We start from the raw sequence: 18624 nt of genomic DNA, 5'->3' as shown, positions 1-18624 counted from the left end.
CAAAATTATGTATGATTGAAAAAAATTAAATTAAGACCACTCCCCCACTCTCTTCCAAAAAATAAGAAAATTAAAAATCAGCTAAAATAAAACACAAAACTCTTTTAAGAAATAAACTTCATTACCATTATGAATTTTAAGGTTAAAAAAAAAATAAATCACAAAATTCTTACTGAACAAAATATTTCAATTTACCAGAATAACAAGAAAATCTTTTAAGAAAAAAATTTTAGAAAAAATCGGATAGAAAAAAAAATCAAATAAAATAACAATGCTTAAGAAAGTATCCAGAATATTTAAATAAAATTAATTAACCCACACACTAAAAATCTAAAAATGTAGTCCTCTACTGATAAAGTACATATAAAATACTGGTAATCATCATTTAAACGTTTTGTAAAATATTAAATTGAAGTAAAAATAGTTTGCAACACCCATTTATTAAAATAGTAAAACATAAAAACAACAAATAAAAATTAGCTTAATAATTATTTATCAGTCAATTACAACGTCTTCACTAACATATGAATTAAATATGTACATAATTTATATAAAGTCGAAAAAAAAAAACATCCTATACAAATATTTTCTATAAATAGAATTTTAGAAATTAGTACAAAATAGTGTTAATTAATAAAATTGTACTGGAAATAAAAACCTGGTAATATTCCAGGTATCATTATTACAAGTGATCATACTTATTTTTATATTCAAGCTTACCTATATCATCCAACCAAGTACCTTGTTCATCCCTCAGGAAAATATAAGTTTAGGATACATAAAAGAAATTTACAGCACAAATTCAATCCAATTACCATTAATAAATTACAAGAATTTTAACAGTCATAATGATAGAAAATACCTTTCTAAAAAGGAAAAAGATGCGAGATTAGCCAGGCAAATTTAATTGGATCCCATCTGAAATTACGGGAATCTATCAAGATAAATTCATAGATAACTGACAGAAAAATACCTTTTAACCAATACAATTTTAAGAGCAGAATTTATGGATTTCTTGTAGAAGATAATATAACTAAAAGTAAATGAGACCAGTGATTAAAGTATAACCTGAGGTTATATCTAAAATTAAACGAAAAGCCGATCATTACAAGGTTTTACAAGAGAATTTCAAACAAAAAAAAGTCTGCTAATATAATTAGCAGACTTTAAAATATCTGGATTTTCTAAGATTAGTTATTGATAGCTGCTATCCCTGGCAGCTCAAGTCCTTCAAGACTTTCAAGCATTGCTCCACCACCGGTAGAAACATAGCTCACCTGATCTGCATACCCGAATTGTTTAACGAATGCAACACTGTCTCCTCCTCCTACTAAAGAGAAAGCTCCCAATCTTGTAGCTTCTGCAATGCTTTCACCCAAAGCAACTGTTCCGCCGGAGAAATTTGACATTTCAAAAACACCAATCGGACCATTCCAAAGGATTGTTCTAGAGTTTAATAGTACGTCATTGAACTGATCTCTGGATTTGTGACCAGCATCAAGCCCCATCCATCCTTCAGGTATCGCATAAATATCAGCTTCTTTTCTTTCTACATCATTGTTGAAACTCTCTGCAATGATCACATCAGACGGAAGATATACTTTTACCTTATGCTCTTTTGCTTTACCTAAGATCTCAAGTGCTAAAGGAAGTTTATCTTCTTCTACCAATGAATCCCCGATTTTACCTCCAAGAGCCTTAATAAATGTAAATGCCATTCCACCTCCAATGATCAGATTATCTACAGCAGGAAGAATATTTTCTATAATGGTAATTTTAGTTGAAACCTTAGATCCACCAAGAATTGCTGTAACTGGTTTTTCACCACTTTTCAAAACCTTATCGATTGCCTGAAGCTCTTTAGCCATTAGTAAACCGAAATATTTAGTTGATTGAAAAAACTTGGCAATGACAGCCGTTGAAGCATGAGCTCTATGAGCAGTACCAAATGCATCGTTTACATAAGCATCTCCTAATTTCGAAAGCTTCTCAGCAAAACCTTCGTCTCCTTTTTCTTCCTCATTATGAAAACGAACATTTTCCAACAGTAAGATCTCTCCCGGCTTCAGCTCAGAAGCAGCCTTTTCAGCCTTCTCTCCAATACAGTCATCTACAAACTTTACTTCCTGCCCCATAACGTTGGAAACTTCCCCCAGGATATGTTTAAGTGAAAATTCATCTTTAACCTCCCCTTTCGGTCTTCCCAGGTGTGTCATTAGGATAACAGAACCTCCATCATTAAGAATTTTTTCAACAGTGGGCTTCACTGCAGCAATTCTTGTATTGTCCGTCACATTAAGCTGATCATCTTGTGGAACATTGAAGTCCACTCTTACCAGAGCCTTCTTGTCTTTAAAATTGAAATCATTGATTGTTTTCATATGTCGATTTATTTGTTTTTCCGAGCTCATATGCAATAGGCCAACTCAAGATTCTGTTTGACTTTCAGTAAATTTCGCCAAGGCCAATTCCATAGATTTCGTTGAATTTTCGTTTCACAAATGTAAGGTTTTAAACTTTTTCAACAGATTGATTAAAATAAAAGTTTTCAAAAACTTTCCCAGAACCCAATCACCCATTAATCAACAATTTTTTCTCTTTTAAAGAAAAGAATAATGTAGTTGTTGTTGTGTACTGTTAGTAACGGGGATAAGTTTTAAGCTAAAAGTTGATAACACTCAACTTATATTAAATTCATATTTAACTCACAATATAAAGCTCTGTAAATCTGCTATTTCACACGGTTATTAACATTTGTTAATAACTTTACTGGAAATCGTTTATTAGTTATTTTATTATGGAAAAAGTTTGGATTACGTGAAGAAAACATCTGGAAAGTAGTAGTAGAATCTTCGGGAAAGATTTTCTATTACGAAATAAAATCTTCTTTAAAAATAGAAAGTTGAGAAAAGTTTTCCACACTTATTAACATACCTTTTAACAATTAACCCACGGTTTACTAACATGAATTGTTATTATTCTTAACTTTGTAAGGAAATAAAATCTAAAAAAGCTTAATAGAAGTATTATGAAAAGAAAAATTGCTATCGCAGCGGACCATGCAGGGTATGAATATAAGGAGATTGTTAAGAACTACCTTTCAGAACGATTTGAAGTTCAGGATTTTGGAACGTTCTCCACAAACAGTGTGGATTATCCGGACTTTGTACACCCTGCTGCAACCTCTGTGGAAAACGGAGAAAACGAGCTGGGAATTTTGATCTGCGGGAGCGGAAATGGAGTCCAGATCACGGCAAACAAACATCAGAAGATAAGATGCGCTCTTTGCTGGATGCCGGAGATTGCGACACTGGCCAGACTGCATAATGATGCTAATATGATTTCTATGCCGGCAAGATTCATATCCAAAGAATTGGCGATTGAAATTGTAGACAAATTTCTTTCAACAGACTTCGAAGGGGGAAGACATCAGAACCGAGTTGACAAAATCGCAGTTTGCTAAATATACTAAGGCTTGTAAATCATATTACAGGCCTTATTTATTTTTTATTCGTACATTTGCAACATCCAATAGAAATAAGATTCTATTCTTCTCCCGAACCTTTGCAATATTATTAATATATTTAATAGAAGGTTTTTCTCTATTCTTCTCCAGAATTGTATTAAATTTATACAAAACTAAAGCTTCCGTTATTAAGTAGATTTAGAAAAATAAGGTTAAATTAAACATTAAGGTTTGATGAAAATAAGAATATCTTCAGTATTGATTTTTGTCACTTTTTTTTCCAGGCTCAGGAAGTAATAGTGAAAGATTCATAAAAAAATGCATAAAAGAATTCAGTAAAAAGATAGGTCTCTGGTGAGAATAAAAAATTGTTTAATTTCAAAAAACTGCCAAAAATAACAATTAACCAAAGAATTTTTTTTAACGCAAAAGGAAATATTGTAAGTGGAACAGATTCTGATAGAATATTATTGCCGGCCAATGTTGCAATTTATTTGACATTGGATATAAAGTAAAATAAAAATGGAGCTTCTTTAAAGAATGAAGGATTTTTCCTATACATGGAAAGATCAAAAATTAAAGAGATTTCAGAATCAGATTATTATAAATAATAAAAAAATTAAAATGCCAAAAAAAAGAAAATATATAAGTCATAAAAATGATTTGAAAATGATGGAAATCGGGAGACTGATTCTTCGTTTTATGAATACTAACGCATCAAAAGTTTATAATTATAAGCAGATTTCTGATGGAATAGATTATAAAAATCCCAGACAAAGGGAACTTGTGATTCAGGCGCTGCATAAACTTCAGGGATCTGAAAAGATCAAAGAAGTGGAAAAAGGAAAATATATTGTAAATCTGAAAATAGCCGGAACGCTTACCGGAATTATAGACTTCAACCAAAGCGGAAATGCGTATGTAGATGTTGAAGGATTGGAGGACGATGTATTTGTTCATTCCAAAAATGTGAAGGATGCTTTGCAGGGAGATAAGGTTCTTATTATAACTTATCATTATAAAGGAAAGAAGCTGGAAGGCTCCGTTTTGGAAGTTTTGGAACGAAACAGAACCGAGTTTGTAGGAACTTTTCAGAAGGTTGCCCACAAGGATTTTGGTTTTGTAGTATGTGATAAAAAGTCAATCAATACAGATATTTTTATTCCTAAGAATAAATTCAATAATGCAGAAGATGGTGACAAGGTTGTTGTAAAAATGACAGAATGGAGACCCGGTGATAAAAATCCAGAAGGAGAAATTACGCAGGTACTGGGAGCGCCGGGAGAGCATGAAACAGAAATTCACTCTATCCTTGCAGAATATGGTCTTCCATACGAGTTCCCACAGGAGGTAGAAGTGGACGCAGATAAGATAGACAGAACTATTACTGATGAAGAAGTAGCAAAACGTAGAGATATGCGTGATGTCTGCACCTTTACTATTGACCCTAAAGATGCCAAGGACTTTGATGATGCCTTATCGATGAGAAAATTGGAGAACGGAAACTGGGAGATCGGGGTACATATTGCCGACGTATCTCATTATGTAGTGCCGGGAACAATACTGGATGATGAAGCCTATCAGAGAGCAACCTCTGTTTACCTGGTAGACAGAGTGGTTCCGATGCTGCCGGAAGTTTTGAGTAATGACGTATGCTCTCTTCGTCCACATGAAGATAAATATACTTTTTCAGCAGTTTTTGAGCTGAATGATCAGGCTGAAATTCAAAAACAGTGGTTTGGAAGAACAGTGATTCATTCAGACAGAAGATTTACCTATGAAGAAGCTCAGGAACGTATAGAAAGCGGTGAAGGAGATTTAGCTGATGAAATTAATGTTCTTGACAGGCTGGCGAAGATTATGCGTAATGAACGTATCAGACAGGGGGCAATTACTTTTGACAGAAGTGAAGTAAGATTCAATCTGGATGAAAATAACCAGCCAGTTGGAGTTTATTTTAAGATCAGTAAAGATTCTAATCACCTGATTGAGGAATTTATGCTTTTAGCCAACAAAAAAGTATCTGAATTTATATCTCTGACAAACAAAGGCGGGGTTACGAACAATACATTTATTTACAGAGTTCATGCTGATCCGGATCCTGCAAAATTAGAAGCATTGAGAGATTTTGTATCAACTTTCGGATATAAAATGGATCTTGCCAATACCAAAAAGGTTGCAGAATCTTTGAACAAACTTCTTCATGATGTGAAAGGAAAGGGCGAAGAAAATATGATCGAAACTCTTGCCATGAGAAGTATGAGTAAAGCCGTATATTCTACAGAACCTATCGGGCACTACGGTTTAGGTTTTGACTATTACAGCCACTTTACCTCTCCTATCCGTCGTTATCCGGATTTACTCGCACACCGTCTTCTTCAGCACTATCTGGACGGAGGGAAATCGCCAAGCAGACCAGAGCTTGAGGAAAAAGCAAAACACTGCAGTGCTATGGAAAGACTGGCCGCTGATGCAGAGAGAGATTCTATCAAGTACATGCAGGTGAAATTCATGGAAAAACATCTTGGGGAAACTTTCACAGGTGTGATTTCAGGAGTTGCAGAATTTGGATTCTGGGTAGAAATCCCCGAAAATGGAGCTGAAGGTCTGATCAAGCTAAGAGATCTTGTGGATGACTCTTATATGTATGATGCAAAAACTCATGCAGTATACGGAGCTAGACACGGAAACAAATACCAGCTTGGAGATCAGGTGCAGATCAAAGTGGTAAAAGCCAATCTGATTCAGAAACAACTGGACTTTAAGATCGTTTAGAAGAATGAAAACTGGTCTTTAAGACTAGACAATAATAATTATAAAGAGGCTGTTATGTTGTAAAAACAAACAGCCTCTTTTTTTATCTCAAAAATGCTTCCTCTTCCCGCTTCCATTCTCTTTTTTGGAAAATACTTTATCTTAAACTATGATTAAAATACAGTTGATATCTGACAACTTTATTGAATAATTAAATCATAAAGTCTAACTTTGTATTAAACGGAATGAAATTTATTTCATTTTAAAATTGATTAAATGCTTGAACTTGTACTATCTGCCATCATATTAGGATTCATGCTGAGTCTGGTTTTTATAGGGCCTATATTTTTCCTGTTAATTGAAACCAGCTTTTCCAGAGGCCCAAAGCATGCCTTGTCCCTGGATCTTGGTGTGATCACAGCAGATTTATTATGTATTGTAGCTGCTTACTATGCCAGCACAGATATTGTAGCTCTAATAGACAAGCATCCGGGGTTTTACAGGATCACCTCCATTCTTATTTTTATTTATGGAATAGTGATGCTCGTTACAAAGACCAAAATGCATATGCCTGGTGAAGAAAAGATCATTGGACAAAACTATATTAAAACTTTTTTTAATGGTTTTTTCTTTAATATTTTAAATGTCGGGGTCATCCTTTTCTGGCTGGTAACCGTAATATCTGTAAGAAATCAATATCCGGATACAAGCAGCTTTGTTTTGTATATCAGCATTGTACTTGCTACCTATCTTTCTATTGATCTTGCAAAAATATTCCTGGCCAAGCAATTTCACGATAAGCTTACCCAGAAACTGGCCAATAGGATCAGAAGAGTGGTTGGTGTTATTCTTATTATTTTCAGTTTCTTTATCTTCCTCCAGAGTTTTAAAAAATTCAACCAGTTTGAAAGACAGCTGGAAGAAGCAGAAAAGAAAGAAGTAAAATTTCAACAGAAAAAATGAAAAAAAATATCTTTCCAAAAGCTCTTAAAAAAGGAGCTAAAATAGCTGTTATATCCCCTGCCGGAGCTGTTGACGATTCTCAGCTGCAGACAGGAATAAAAATGATTAAAAGCAAAGGATTTCAACCTGTATTGGGTGAACATCTCTATGCCAGATATTCAAACGGATACAATTATGCCGGAACAGAAAAGGAAAGAATAAAAGATATCAACTGGGCTTTAAATGATAAAGACATAAGTGCCATATGGGCTTCCAGAGGAGGCTATGGATGCCAGCACCTGATTCAGCATCTGAAACTGAATAACTTTACAAATGATCCGAAATGGTATATCGGCTATTCTGATAATACCGTGATACAAAGTTATCTTTTGAAAAAAGGTTTTGTTTCCATTCATGGGCAGACCATTAAAACATCAAGTTTCGGAGTAACAAACGAAAGTTATGATCTGATCTTTGACATTTTAAAAGGAAATGCTCCTAAATACAGCTTAAAATCTCATCAATTTAATAAACACGGACATATCGAAGGCGAACTGGTTGGAGGGAATTTAGCCCTTATTTATGCCCTTCTGGGGACCAAATATTCCTTTGATTTTAAAGATAAAATTCTGTTCATAGAGGATATTGGCGAGAACTTTTATGCATTGGACCGTATGATCATGTGCCTGGAGCTTGCAGGAGTTTTCAGAAAGATCAAAGGACTTATTGTAGGAGGAATGACTAATATGGGAGATGAAAAAGAAAACAAAAGCTATGAAGAAAGCTTTGACGAATTTGCCTATAAGCTGATCTCAGATAGAATTTCTAAGTATAAATTTCCTGTAGTTTTTGCTTTTCCGAACGGACATATCAAAGATAACAGACCCCTTATTATTGGAGGAAGAGCTAAGATGAAGGTTGATTCCAAGGTAAAGATTGAGTTTTAAACCCCTACTACTCTCCTACTTCCAAACTCTCAAATATATACTATGGCGCACCATAATGATTTTGGAAAAACAGCAGAAGACCTGGCCGCTGATTATCTTCAGAAAAACGGCTATAAAATCCTTGTCAGAAATTTCAGGTTTCAGAAAGCAGAGATCGATATTATAGCAGAAAAAGATGACGTGATTATCATCGCTGAAGTGAAGGCAAGATCTACAGATGCGTTCATTCTTCCCCACGAAGCTGTTACCAAAACCAAAATAAAATCTATAGTTTCTGCAGCCAATCATTATCTTGAAAAATTCCAGAAGGATAATGAGGTCAGATTTGACATTATCTCTGTGCTTCCTGACGTCCAAAAGAACTTAACTATAGACCATATAACCGATGCTTTTCAGGCATTTGATGCAAATTAACTATGCAAAATATAGATTGGGAAACGATATACTCAGTGGTCCTTTATGTTGTTAAACATTATCCGCTGACTATTATTTTATACGTACTGTTGTGCTTTGTAATAGGGATTGCAGTAAGTATAATTCTGACCTTAGCATTCAGGAAATATAAAGTAACCTCAAGAGAACACAAATACTACAATTGGATAGTCAAACTGTACTTCCCTACCCTATTTGTCATCAATATCATATTCTCTTTAAAAATCGGATTATTCTGGGGCGTATATGAAGCCCTTAAAAAAGAAAGTCATAACATTTCCTCTCAGGTTTATCATGCAGGATCTTCCTACATTTTTAAAGATGAACAGTCGAAAAAAGAATTCATTGGAGACCTGCGGACTATTGTAACAGGGCTGAGCCAGAATAATCAGAACTTAAAAGTTCAGGTAAAAGATATTGTTAAAGCCTATGATACAAAAAACAAAGTGATAGATCAGCCGAAAAACTGGATTGCCTCTTTGTTTGCCGAAAAATATATTGACAGAATTCATACACTAGTTCTGTACGGGATGATGAGCGCTGTTCCTCATGTTTCTATTTCAGAAAGCCTTTCCTATAAAGAGTTTGATAAGCTTGCCGATAAGCTGGTTATGCTTGATTCTAAAAATATAGAAAAGTCACTTATAGAAAAAATTCAGAACCTGTTTCTGGTGGTTTTAAAATCACAGTTTAAACCAATTATCAAAGGAGTTTTACTCATCTGGGGACTTCTGATGCTTATCCCATGGATAGAGCTTGGAATCTACAGATTTATAATGAAAAGAAAACAAAGTAATACTATAAAAATATAACAATGTATCAGTGTACTACCACCCTGCTATTAGCCAATAGTTATACCGCTATACAGATGCATAGCCAGATTAAATAAGTAATTTTATGAAGACAATATTAATTACCGGAGCCACTTCCGGAATAGGTAAAGCTACCGCAGAACTTCTCGCTAAACAAGGTAACAGAATTATTATCTGTGGCAGAAGAATTGATGTTTTAGAATCTGTAAAATCAGATCTATCTCTATATACCGAAATATTTAGTTTAAAATTTGATGTGAGAAATCTGGAAGAAGTGGAATCTGCTATTAATTCCCTGCCTGAGAATTGGAAAGATATTGACGTTCTCATCAATAATGCCGGGAATGCTCATGGACTAGATCCATTGTCTGAAGGAAAGACTGATGATTGGGATTCCATGATTGACGGGAACGTAAAAGGACTTCTCTATGTTTCAAAAATGATCATTCCGATTATGAAAACTAAAAATTTAGGTCATATTGTAAATCTTAGTTCAATAGCAGCAAGACAGACTTATGCAAATGGAGTAGTGTATTGTGCAACTAAGAAAGCAGTAGACGTGATTTCCGAAGGAATGAGACTTGAACTAACGGAATTTGGAATCAAAGTAACCAACATTCAGCCGGGGGCAGTGGAAACCGATTTTTCTATGGTAAGATTCAAAGGTGACAGTGAAAAAGCAGCCACAGTATATGCAGGATATGAACCCTTAAAAGCAGAAGATATTGCAGATGCAATCGAGTATTGCATTAATGCTCCAAAGCATGTTACCGTCTCAGATATGACCATTTATCCAAGTGCCCAATCTGAGCCGAGAACTATCTATAGAAAATAGTCTCAGAATAATGGATTAAATTTGCATAAAAATAAGAATACATTCTAGCTTTTTGATAGATTGTAAATTGTTAAATTTTTACATCATCCTATGAAAATTTTATATCTGGAAACCTCTTCTAAAAACTGCTCAGTAGCAGTGTCTGATGACGAAAAACTGCTTTGCCTGTGTGAAGAAGTTTCCGAAAACTATAAGCAGTCTGAGAGTCTTCATACCTATGTAGAATGGGCATTGGAGGGCGCAGGAATTTCACTCAGAGATATTGAGGCAGTCTCTTTGGGTAAAGGTCCCGGCTCATATACAGGATTAAGGATAGGAGCATCCTCTGCAAAAGGATTCTGCTATGGCTTAAAAGTGCCCCTAATCGCAGTAAATTCTCTTGAAAGCATGATAGGGCCTTTTTTAGGCGCTAACTATGATTTTGTGGTGCCGTTGATCGATGCGAGGAGAATGGAGGTGTATACGGCCGTTTATGATGGAAATACAGGCAAAGAACTTTCCGCGACCGAAGCTAAAATTTTAGATGAAACTTCTTTTGAAGAATTCAAAGATAAAAAAGTAGTTTTTGTGGGAGATGGAGCCAAGAAGGCAAAAGATATCTTGAACCTTCCTGATGCAGTTTTTAAAGAGGATATTTATCCTTCTGCACAACATCTCATCAAAAAGACACTGGAAAAAATACAGGATGGAGAATTTGAAGATATGGCTTATTTCGAGCCTTTTTATCTTAAAGATTTTCACGGAGTAAAGAAAAAGAAAAGCGAAGAATAATCTTCGCTTTTTTATTTTACTGAGGTCTTGCCGGTACTTTGGATCCGGGCTGATTCTCGTTTGCTTTTTTTACTTTTTGCAGTGGCTGCACTTTTTGATTCATATTGGATGAAGGTACATTCATATTGTTTTGCTGCTGCAATGAATTATTCATCATTTGAGATGAAGTATTATTCTGGGAACTTTGAGGAGTGCTGGCCTGGGCTGGATTTCCAGGCTGTTGAGGTATCGAATTCCCTTTATTGTCGGTAGGCTGGAAGCTGAGGTCGGTTTTCAGATAATTCAGCATTTCTTTAGCTCTTACTCCCTCAGGAGTTTTAGAGTAGTTCAGAGCAATTTGCTCAAGCTGTAATATCATAACCTCTTTGCCACTTGATTTCCCGGAATTGAATGCATTCAGCAAGTACAATTTTGGTACCAGTGCATCTTTCGGGAACTTCTGAAGAGTCTCGTCAATTACCTGTTTACTTTCTCCGAATTTCTCCGATTCGAATAGGGCATATGCCTTTTTGTATTCATTCTCAACTTCTTCTGTAGATTTTACAAAAGATTTATTTTTAGGATTTCTGGCAAATTCAGCATAAGAGGTATATGGATAATCTGCTAAGAGTATTTGTTTAGCCCTATCCGAAGCCTGAGGATTCTTCTCATAATTCATCGCAAAAATTTCATACAATGCCTGCAGCATTACCTTTTCTTCCGGCTTTACATCCACCAGATCATAAAGTGTTTTTGTGGCCAGTGGAGTATTGGTAAAATAGTTCTGATACATAATTCCAAGTCCTAAAGAAGCAGTATCTCTGTCCTTTTTCAGCTGGCTTAGCTTCCCTTGATCCGTAGGAATCTGCTCGATATAGTACGAAGGCTCAAAACGTCTCGGATTAGGTGCAGAAGTTACTCCCATGGCATCATTCTTCATATCTTCAAGCGTTGCCATTTTTTTGGAAGAACGCCAGTTATCCGCTAAAGCCCGGTCTCCCCATACTTGTTTAAACGAAGACGTTCCCTTGCTTACAGTTCCGGTATTATTGAAATAAAACCCTTTCGTGGTGATTCCAAAATCCTCAAAAGAATTAGCATTGTTCGCAAATACTGAATTGGCACTATAATCACCGGTATCAAATCCTTTGATTCTTTCTAAACGTCTTCTTTCCAGTTCGTCTTTCTCCTCCTTAATCTTTAGTTTTGCGATGTATTTCGTGAAAAAGTCTGTTTTCTGAGCATCATTCATCTTGGCCAAAGAAAGAACACTGTCATTTTTTTTGATCAGATAATAGTTTTTAGAAATCTTCTTAATATAGGCTGATTGATCTTTTAATAAGATTTTTGAAGGCTCATAAGTCATTACAGCAAGTGCCGAATCATAATAACTTCCAGCTCCGATGTAGTCGTTTCTGTCAAGATAGCTTTTCCCTATTTCATAATAAGCCAGACCACGGATCTGAGGATCAGAAGCCTTTTCAAAAAGAGATTTTCTGAAGAACTGTTGAGCTTCCTCCTTTTTTCCTGCTTTATTGGCCATTAACCCCAGAGCATAGTAAAATTCATTCTTTCTGGATCCATAAACACCTTTATTGCTGATGCTTTCCAGGTAGTTTTTCGCCCCGTTATAATCTCCTTTACCGTTGAAAGTTTTTGCAATAGCGATTTGAGACTTTACTTCAAATTCAAAATCGTTGGCATATTTGTATGCCGAAGCATAGCTTTCTCTAGCCTTATCGTTTTGTCCCAGATTTTCCAGAACCTGTCCTCTTAGGTAAGCGATTCTGCTCTTTAGCTTGCGGTTGCTGTTCAGTTCAAAAGCTACGTCAAGTTCCTTGGCTGCATCCTCTTTTTTTCCTGCTTCCAGTAGTGACTCAGCGTAATAAATACTTAGAAGTTTGCCATAAGTTTTATTAATATCTTCTCCTTTCAGTTTGGCAAAAGTTTCATGAGCTCTGTGATAGTCTTTGATCTTATCATAAGCCAGCCCCTGATAAATCCTTGCTAACGGAAGCCTTTTATCATCCTTCATGTGAGTGAAAACATAATTCAGGGCATCCAGCGCTTCCAGAGATTTATTTCTGTAAATTCTGGATTGGGCAAGGATCATATAAGCATCAAAAATCTGTTTGTTTTTTTCTTCCCCGTTTCTGGTCACAGAATATTTATTAATGGCTTTTAATGCCTTTGCTTCAGCAATTTCAAGGGTAGTGGCACCTTTAGACTGTGATCCGTCCTGATTAGCTGAATTATTTCCCGGGCCTCCTGGCATACCTGGCGGCCCCGAGTTGCCTCTTCCGGAAGGTCTGTTGGCAACCTCTGCCATTTTCATAGAATTTTCAGCAAAAGCCTCAGTCTGGCCAAGATCACTTCCCAGGGGTTGTTCGTCATAGGTAAGAATAGGGATATAAGGAGCATAAAAATTGTCCTTATGTCCTTTATCTCTCGTTGTAAACTCACTGTTTAATGCGTCTTTAGCATTAAAAAGAGTGTTGTAATATGTGGAAAATCCTTTCAATAGTTTTGATCGCTGCTCCGGCTTTTTTGTTTTGGTAGCACAAGAGGCAACAAGGCATATCACTAAAAGGAATAATATATTCTTTTTCATTATTCAATATAACTCGCTAATCTGCTTTTTATTATCAGCAGTTTGCTGATTTTGTAAAAATAATAAAATTTTATAATGAATAATATTTATATTCTTCAGGAAAGATTTTATTTCTTCGTCAGCCTGTCAGAAAGCGTTGTAATTTTTAAATTTTGGAATTTTCTTTCAATATTTTATAAACAAGATGGGTAGGGAGCCCCATAATTGTATAAAAGCTTCCTTTCATATTTTTAATTTTGGCCATTCCCAGCCATTCCTGTATACCATAGCTGCCGGCTTTATCGAAAGGTTTGTAGTTCTGAACATAATATTTTGCTTCTTCTTCTGTGATGATGTCGAACGTTACATCTGCAACATCAGTTTCCGTAAAAATTTTATCAGCGGTCTTAATGGTAATTCCTGTGTAAACCTGGTGGGTTTTTCCCGAAAGATTATGAAGCATATTGTAGGCATCGTCTTCGTCTTTGGGCTTCCCAAGAATAAGATTATCGACAGCTACTACAGTATCTGCTGTCAGTAAAACTTCATCTGCCTGAAGACTTCTGAATGCCTCTGCTTTTAATTCAGACAAATAGGCCGCTGCTTCCTCTATTTTAATCTCTGCCGGAAGAATCTCCTCACAGTCTATTTTTACGACTTCAAATTCAAAACCAAGACGGGACAAAAGCTCCTTTCTCCTTGGCGATTGTGATGCTAAAAGTAATTTCATAGTAACAATTATACAGATTGGGTGTTATCATCATGCCAGTTTCCCTGCACCTTCATCACCTGTTCTATCACATCTCGTACCGCTCCGGTACCTCCTTTTTTCGGTGAGATATAATCAGAAATTCCCTTTACCTCAGGAACTGCATTTTCCGGGCAGGCTGCAATAGCCGAACTTTCCATAATATGAATATCCGGAAGATCATCGCCCATCGTCAGAATTTCCTCATTTTTAAGATTGTATTTTTTCTTAAAATCTTCAAAATCTGTAATTTTGTTATGCGACTTTGGATAATAATCCTGAATTCCCAGATAATTGATTCTATGTTTCACCATCTCATCATTTCCCCCTGTAATGACCCCTATCAAATAGTTGTTTTTTAATGCTTTTACTACTGCATAGCCATCCAGAACATTCATTACCCTGCACATATTTCCTCCCGGAAGCAGATAAACACTTCCATCTGTGAAAACACCGTCTACATCAAACACGAATGCCCTAATATCTTTTAATTTCTCTTTATAACTCATACATTTCTTGGATAGAGTGATTCATTGTTTTATAAATTTCTAGACTTTCGTCTTTTAATAAATGCTCATGCAACTGCAGAACCCTTACATCATTTCTTACTGCAGGTCCCGTTTGTGCCATTTTAGGTTCTATTTCATGAATTTTCTGAACCGTTTCTTCAATCAACGGTAAAAAATAATCAAATGGAATTTCCTGAGAATCCGAAATTTCTTTTGCCCTTGAAAAAAGGTGATTCACAAAGTTGCAGGCAAAAACTGCCGTCAGGTGAATATATTTTCTTTTCTCATGATTACTTTCCATTACATTTTTTGAAATGGAAGAAGCAAGTTCGAACAGAATTTTTTTGTCCTCTTCATTTTCAGTTTCAATGAAAAAAGGAATTTTTTCATATTCAAGTTCTTTTGATTTTGAAAAAGTCTGCAAAGGATAGAAGCTTGCCTTTCTGTATTCCCCGGCAAGAGCTTCTTTTGGAAGCGAGCCAGAGGTATGGGCAACCAGAACATCTTTTTTAATAATACTTCTGGAAACTTCCTCCACAGAATTATCGCTTACACAGATGATATATAAATCGGCATCTTTCAGCTGTCCGGTAGAGTAGGGAACCTTTAGCTCTTCCGAAATTTTACTCAATTCTTTTTCGTTCCTGCCAAAAATCTGGGCTATGGAAATTCCTTTCCCTGTGAAAGCTTTTGCCATATGATAGGCAACATTTCCGGAACCGATAATTACAATTTGCATCTAACAAATATAAGATTTTAAGCCGAGTCGGGAAAGCACCAAAAGAGTAGAATCCCTAAACTTCGATATAGGCACGCTTATTGCGTAACTGTCTCATATTATTTTTAATATTTAAACTGAAAATTGAAGAATTAATTTAACTTTCAGTTATTTTTGTAATCCAAAACAGTGAAAGGCATCTTATGAAGATTAAGGACGCGGAGATTATTTCGTTGATGCAGAATCCACGGACCCAGGATAAAGGAGTCCGGGCCTTGATGGATGCCTATCAAAGTAGATTGTACTGGCACATAAGAAGAATTATTGTGGACGGAGATCTTGCTCAGGATACTTTGCAGGAAACTTTTATAAAAGCTTATCAGAATTTTCATCAGTTCAAAAATGATAGTCAGCTGTATACCTGGCTGTACAGAATTGCTACCAACGAAGCATTGCAGCAGGTAAACAAAATGAAGAAAATGCAGAAGACCGATGAAGATCCCGAGTATCATATGCAGAATCTTGTGGCCGACAATGTAGCTGGAGATGCTGAAGAAATACAGATCTTATTACAGAACGCTATACAAAGCCTGCCCGAAAAGCAGAAGCTGGTATTTATGATGCGGTATTATGATGATTTGCCTTACGAAGAGATATCAAGAATTGTAGATATGTCGGTAGGGACATTGAAAACAAATTATCATTATGCCAAGCAGAAAATAGAAGAGTATATTAAAGAAAATTACGAAAGATAATTTTTGATAAAACAAAGATGAAAGAGTTCGACATAGAAAAACTAGAGCGTAAAAACATTTACACAGTGCCTGATAATTTTTTTGAAAATATTCAGGAGAGCGTTATGAATGATATAAAGGCAAGTAAAAAAGCACCTGTCTTTAAGATAAACTGGATGTATGCAGCGGCTGCATCACTGGCTTTGGTCTTTGGAGGAACCTATATTTTTAATTCCGGAAATGATTCCGTTGAAAAATCACTCAATTCAAAACAGGCATATACTGTCAATAAAACAGAACCAAAGACAGAAAGTGAACTTGCCTATGAAACCCTGAAAGCAGATTTAACTTCTGTTGAAAATAATAATCAAACAGTTGAAAATCAGAAAAATAATACTGCATACGCTTTTAAAAATGAAAATGGAAGTGAAAAAGCAGCAGAGTCACCAAAACAGGTGAAAACTGTGACTAAAAAAGAAGATGCCCGGATGAATGAATATCTGGATTCGTTTTCTAATTCTGAAATTGCAGAATTAGCAAGTAACTCGACTCAAGACGTTTATTTGGATTTATACAATTAAGTAAGAAGATGAAAAAGATATTATTAGCATTTTTAATTATTTATGGTTTTGGCTTAAATGCCCAGAGATCCGACTACGACTGGAAGAAGATGGATCCTAAGCAAAGGAAAGAAGTCATTAATAACCTTTCTTCGGAAGAAAGAAAAGATCTGCTGAAGAAATTCAGGAATAATATGATTATGGATAACCTGAATGTGGATCCGGGAGATAAGGCAGAATTTACACAGCTTTATAACGAATACCTGGAAAGCCAGAAACAGATAAAAAGTCAGTTTGACCCCAAATTTGATCCTGAAACTTTATCCGAGGATGAAGCCAAAGTAAAACTACAGCAAAGCTTTGAAGTAGGGCAGAAGCTGTTGGATAACAGAAAAAAATATGCAGATAAAATGCAGCAGGTAATTCCCTGTCAAAAAGTTCTCAAGCTGTTTCAGTCTGAAGGAATGATGAGAGATAAAATGAACGAAAGAAAACCTCACGGAAACAATAACGCTTCGGGAACTAAACAGAACCCATAATAGTTTATTTTTTTAATGTTGGACGGCTCTCACAGATCTTTTTGTGAGAGCCGTTTGATTTTCCACTAAATTCATATTTTTGCCAAAAAATAATACATGAAAAAATTATTTTTCTTCTTTTTGCTGTCAGTTTTATTTTCAGCTCAAAAGACAGAAATAATCCAGCTTCGGGATAATATCAAAGACAAAAAAGGACTTACAAAATCACTTACTTTTATTGATAACAGAGCCGATAAAATCATAGGAGTTATTCCTGATAAAGATAATTCAGTAGAGCTTAAATTTGCTGGTGAAGATCTTAAGCAGCTTATTGAAAATTGGTTTGAAGGAGATAATAAGACAGCAGGGAATAATGATATCGTTCTGATGCTGGAAGATCTGAAGGTCTATGAAGAACAGGATGAGAACCGCCCATTTCCTTATATAAAAGCCAAAATTAAACTTTCCAGTTTTATTAAGCGAAATGAGAGATATTATTTTATCGGGAGATATGATAATGTCATTGTCTCTAATCCTAAAACAACCACACATCCTTCTCTATTTCTTGCAACACAGATTTCAAATATAATTACTCATTTTATTAAGGGCTCTTATTACCCTTATATTGTTCCCGGTTATTTTATTCCTGAAAATGAAATGAACAGATATAATGAGTATTTAAATAAGGACTACAATGCGTTTAATAATACAGTTCTTAAAGACGGAGTATATACCAATTTTCAAAATTTTCGTAATCAGGAACCCAATCTGAATTATTTTGTTAAAAAGAACAAAAAAGGAAAAGTTGTGAAGCTGATGGAGAAGGATTTGGAAGCATCATTATCTGATATGTACTGTTATGTAGAAAATGGGAAAGCTTATAAACTTACGCCTGTTGGCTTTGATGAAATCCAGAAAAATAATAAGGGATTCTTTATTTTTTCTTCCCGAACCAACCTTTTTGCAGAAGCCAAAACCGGTGGAGTTTTTGTTGGGGCAATAGCAGGAGGTTTTGTAGGAGCATTAATAGGTGCGGCAATTGATTCCTCATCAAATGCAAATGCCGGAGCAATGAATGGGATAGGATTTAAGTCTACCTTACAAACCAATGTTTATCTGGATTCTTTAACGGGGGCTTATGTTTTTGAACAATAAACTTAAAGACGTATTTTTTTTGAAAATGATTTCTAAAGAAATGATTTTGTGGAATGCTGGACTGTCTTACAAGAATTTCTTTTACTGAGTATAGACAAGGGGTGTAAGAGTAAAAAAGCATATTTCCAAGAGTATAAAATAGGACTTTTAAATA

General features: G+C 35.3%; 17 protein-coding genes. 12 read left to right on the top strand and 5 right to left on the bottom strand.

Annotation, left to right across the window (positions count from 1 at the left end; genetic code table 11):
• Positions 1–1190 precede the first annotated feature (1190 nt).
• Positions 1191–2381 carry a phosphoglycerate kinase gene (locus tag AC27VX_RS00755; RefSeq protein ID WP_488693384.1) on the bottom strand — a complete coding sequence of 397 codons (1191 nt, stop codon included), beginning with the start codon at positions 2379–2381 and terminating at the stop codon, positions 1191–1193.
• Between the two features lie 647 nt (positions 2382–3028).
• Between AC27VX_RS00755 and rpiB the strand changes: the two genes are divergently transcribed.
• From rpiB to tsaB, 8 genes are all read left to right on the top strand, one after another.
• A complete protein-coding gene (gene rpiB / locus AC27VX_RS00750) occupies positions 3029–3463 on the top strand; it encodes a ribose 5-phosphate isomerase B (RefSeq protein WP_105682920.1) in 435 nt (144 codons plus the stop codon).
• Positions 3464–4090: 627 nt separating this feature from the next.
• A complete protein-coding gene (gene rnr, locus AC27VX_RS00745) occupies positions 4091–6241 on the top strand; it encodes a ribonuclease R (protein WP_236856694.1) in 2151 nt (716 codons plus the stop codon).
• 255 nt (positions 6242–6496) lie between these two features.
• Positions 6497–7183 carry a LysE family translocator gene (locus AC27VX_RS00740; protein ID WP_236856693.1) on the top strand — a complete coding sequence of 229 codons (687 nt, stop codon included), beginning with the start codon at positions 6497–6499 and terminating at the stop codon, positions 7181–7183.
• Positions 7180–8109, top strand: coding sequence for a S66 peptidase family protein (locus AC27VX_RS00735; RefSeq protein WP_488693383.1), 930 nt, complete (start codon positions 7180–7182; stop codon positions 8107–8109). The genes AC27VX_RS00740 and AC27VX_RS00735 overlap by 4 nt, the downstream gene beginning before the upstream one ends.
• Before the next feature lie 42 nt (positions 8110–8151).
• Entirely contained in the window at positions 8152–8523 is a 372-nt protein-coding gene (locus tag AC27VX_RS00730) for a YraN family protein (protein ID WP_300691714.1), read from the top strand.
• A gap of 2 nt (positions 8524–8525) precedes the next feature.
• Positions 8526–9353, top strand: a complete 828-nt coding sequence (locus AC27VX_RS00725) for a hypothetical protein (RefSeq protein WP_300691717.1) — start codon at positions 8526–8528, stop codon at positions 9351–9353.
• Between the two features lie 85 nt (positions 9354–9438).
• Entirely contained in the window at positions 9439–10188 is a 750-nt protein-coding gene (locus AC27VX_RS00720; RefSeq protein WP_488693382.1) for an SDR family NAD(P)-dependent oxidoreductase, read from the top strand.
• Between the two features lie 90 nt (positions 10189–10278).
• The gene (gene tsaB, locus AC27VX_RS00715; RefSeq protein ID WP_236856688.1) at positions 10279–10959 is read left to right on the top strand and encodes a tRNA (adenosine(37)-N6)-threonylcarbamoyltransferase complex dimerization subunit type 1 TsaB; all 681 of its coding nucleotides are present in this window, start codon (positions 10279–10281) and stop codon (positions 10957–10959) included.
• 16 nt (positions 10960–10975) lie between these two features.
• Here tsaB and porW read toward each other — a convergent pair whose 3' ends face one another.
• From porW to AC27VX_RS00695, 4 genes are all read right to left on the bottom strand, one after another.
• A complete protein-coding gene (gene porW / locus AC27VX_RS00710; protein WP_236856687.1) occupies positions 10976–13549 on the bottom strand; it encodes a type IX secretion system periplasmic lipoprotein PorW/SprE in 2574 nt (857 codons plus the stop codon).
• A gap of 145 nt (positions 13550–13694) precedes the next feature.
• Positions 13695–14258 carry a Maf family protein gene (locus AC27VX_RS00705; RefSeq protein ID WP_488693381.1) on the bottom strand — a complete coding sequence of 188 codons (564 nt, stop codon included), beginning with the start codon at positions 14256–14258 and terminating at the stop codon, positions 13695–13697.
• 8 nt (positions 14259–14266) lie between these two features.
• Entirely contained in the window at positions 14267–14785 is a 519-nt protein-coding gene (locus AC27VX_RS00700) for a KdsC family phosphatase (protein WP_300691725.1), read from the bottom strand.
• A complete protein-coding gene (locus AC27VX_RS00695) occupies positions 14775–15524 on the bottom strand; it encodes a Rossmann-like and DUF2520 domain-containing protein (RefSeq protein ID WP_488693380.1) in 750 nt (249 codons plus the stop codon). The genes AC27VX_RS00700 and AC27VX_RS00695 overlap by 11 nt, the downstream gene beginning before the upstream one ends.
• A 182-nt stretch (positions 15525–15706) precedes the next feature.
• Between AC27VX_RS00695 and AC27VX_RS00690 the strand changes: the two genes are divergently transcribed.
• From AC27VX_RS00690 to AC27VX_RS00675, 4 genes are all read left to right on the top strand, one after another.
• Entirely contained in the window at positions 15707–16258 is a 552-nt protein-coding gene (locus AC27VX_RS00690; protein ID WP_236856683.1) for an RNA polymerase sigma factor, read from the top strand.
• Positions 16259–16275: 17 nt separating this feature from the next.
• Positions 16276–16818: a hypothetical protein gene (locus AC27VX_RS00685; RefSeq protein WP_236856682.1), complete on the top strand. Its 543-nt coding sequence runs from the start codon at positions 16276–16278 to the stop codon at positions 16816–16818.
• 8 nt (positions 16819–16826) lie between these two features.
• Complete coding sequence (locus AC27VX_RS00680; protein ID WP_300691730.1) at positions 16827–17336, top strand: hypothetical protein; 510 nt, start codon at positions 16827–16829, stop codon at positions 17334–17336.
• 96 nt (positions 17337–17432) lie between these two features.
• Positions 17433–18470, top strand: coding sequence for a hypothetical protein (locus AC27VX_RS00675; RefSeq protein WP_488693377.1), 1038 nt, complete (start codon positions 17433–17435; stop codon positions 18468–18470).
• Positions 18471–18624: the final 154 nt, after the last annotated feature.

This window comes from Chryseobacterium sp. 14P4.3.2 (genome assembly GCF_057799275.1).
The sequence above is the reverse complement of the archived record's forward strand: the minus strand, read 5'-3'. Positions and strand labels throughout refer to the sequence as shown.

Coding starts and splice junctions, on each gene's coding strand:
- AC27VX_RS00695 (WP_488693380.1), bottom strand. CDS start 15,524: ATGCAAATTGTAATTATCGGTTCCGGAAATGTTGCCTATCATATGGCA.
- AC27VX_RS00675 (WP_488693377.1), top strand. CDS start 17,433: ATGAAAAAATTATTTTTCTTCTTTTTGCTGTCAGTTTTATTTTCAGCT.
- tsaB (WP_236856688.1), top strand. CDS start 10,279: ATGAAAATTTTATATCTGGAAACCTCTTCTAAAAACTGCTCAGTAGCA.
- AC27VX_RS00755 (WP_488693384.1), bottom strand. CDS start 2,381: ATGAAAACAATCAATGATTTCAATTTTAAAGACAAGAAGGCTCTGGTA.
- rpiB (WP_105682920.1), top strand. CDS start 3,029: ATGAAAAGAAAAATTGCTATCGCAGCGGACCATGCAGGGTATGAATAT.
- AC27VX_RS00725 (WP_300691717.1), top strand. CDS start 8,526: ATGCAAAATATAGATTGGGAAACGATATACTCAGTGGTCCTTTATGTT.
- AC27VX_RS00685 (WP_236856682.1), top strand. CDS start 16,276: ATGAAAGAGTTCGACATAGAAAAACTAGAGCGTAAAAACATTTACACA.
- rnr (WP_236856694.1), top strand. CDS start 4,091: ATGCCAAAAAAAAGAAAATATATAAGTCATAAAAATGATTTGAAAATG.
- AC27VX_RS00705 (WP_488693381.1), bottom strand. CDS start 14,258: ATGAAATTACTTTTAGCATCACAATCGCCAAGGAGAAAGGAGCTTTTG.
- AC27VX_RS00700 (WP_300691725.1), bottom strand. CDS start 14,785: ATGAGTTATAAAGAGAAATTAAAAGATATTAGGGCATTCGTGTTTGAT.
- AC27VX_RS00690 (WP_236856683.1), top strand. CDS start 15,707: ATGAAGATTAAGGACGCGGAGATTATTTCGTTGATGCAGAATCCACGG.
- AC27VX_RS00730 (WP_300691714.1), top strand. CDS start 8,152: ATGGCGCACCATAATGATTTTGGAAAAACAGCAGAAGACCTGGCCGCT.
- AC27VX_RS00720 (WP_488693382.1), top strand. CDS start 9,439: ATGAAGACAATATTAATTACCGGAGCCACTTCCGGAATAGGTAAAGCT.
- porW (WP_236856687.1), bottom strand. CDS start 13,549: ATGAAAAAGAATATATTATTCCTTTTAGTGATATGCCTTGTTGCCTCT.
- AC27VX_RS00735 (WP_488693383.1), top strand. CDS start 7,180: ATGAAAAAAAATATCTTTCCAAAAGCTCTTAAAAAAGGAGCTAAAATA.
- AC27VX_RS00740 (WP_236856693.1), top strand. CDS start 6,497: ATGCTTGAACTTGTACTATCTGCCATCATATTAGGATTCATGCTGAGT.
- AC27VX_RS00680 (WP_300691730.1), top strand. CDS start 16,827: ATGAAAAAGATATTATTAGCATTTTTAATTATTTATGGTTTTGGCTTA.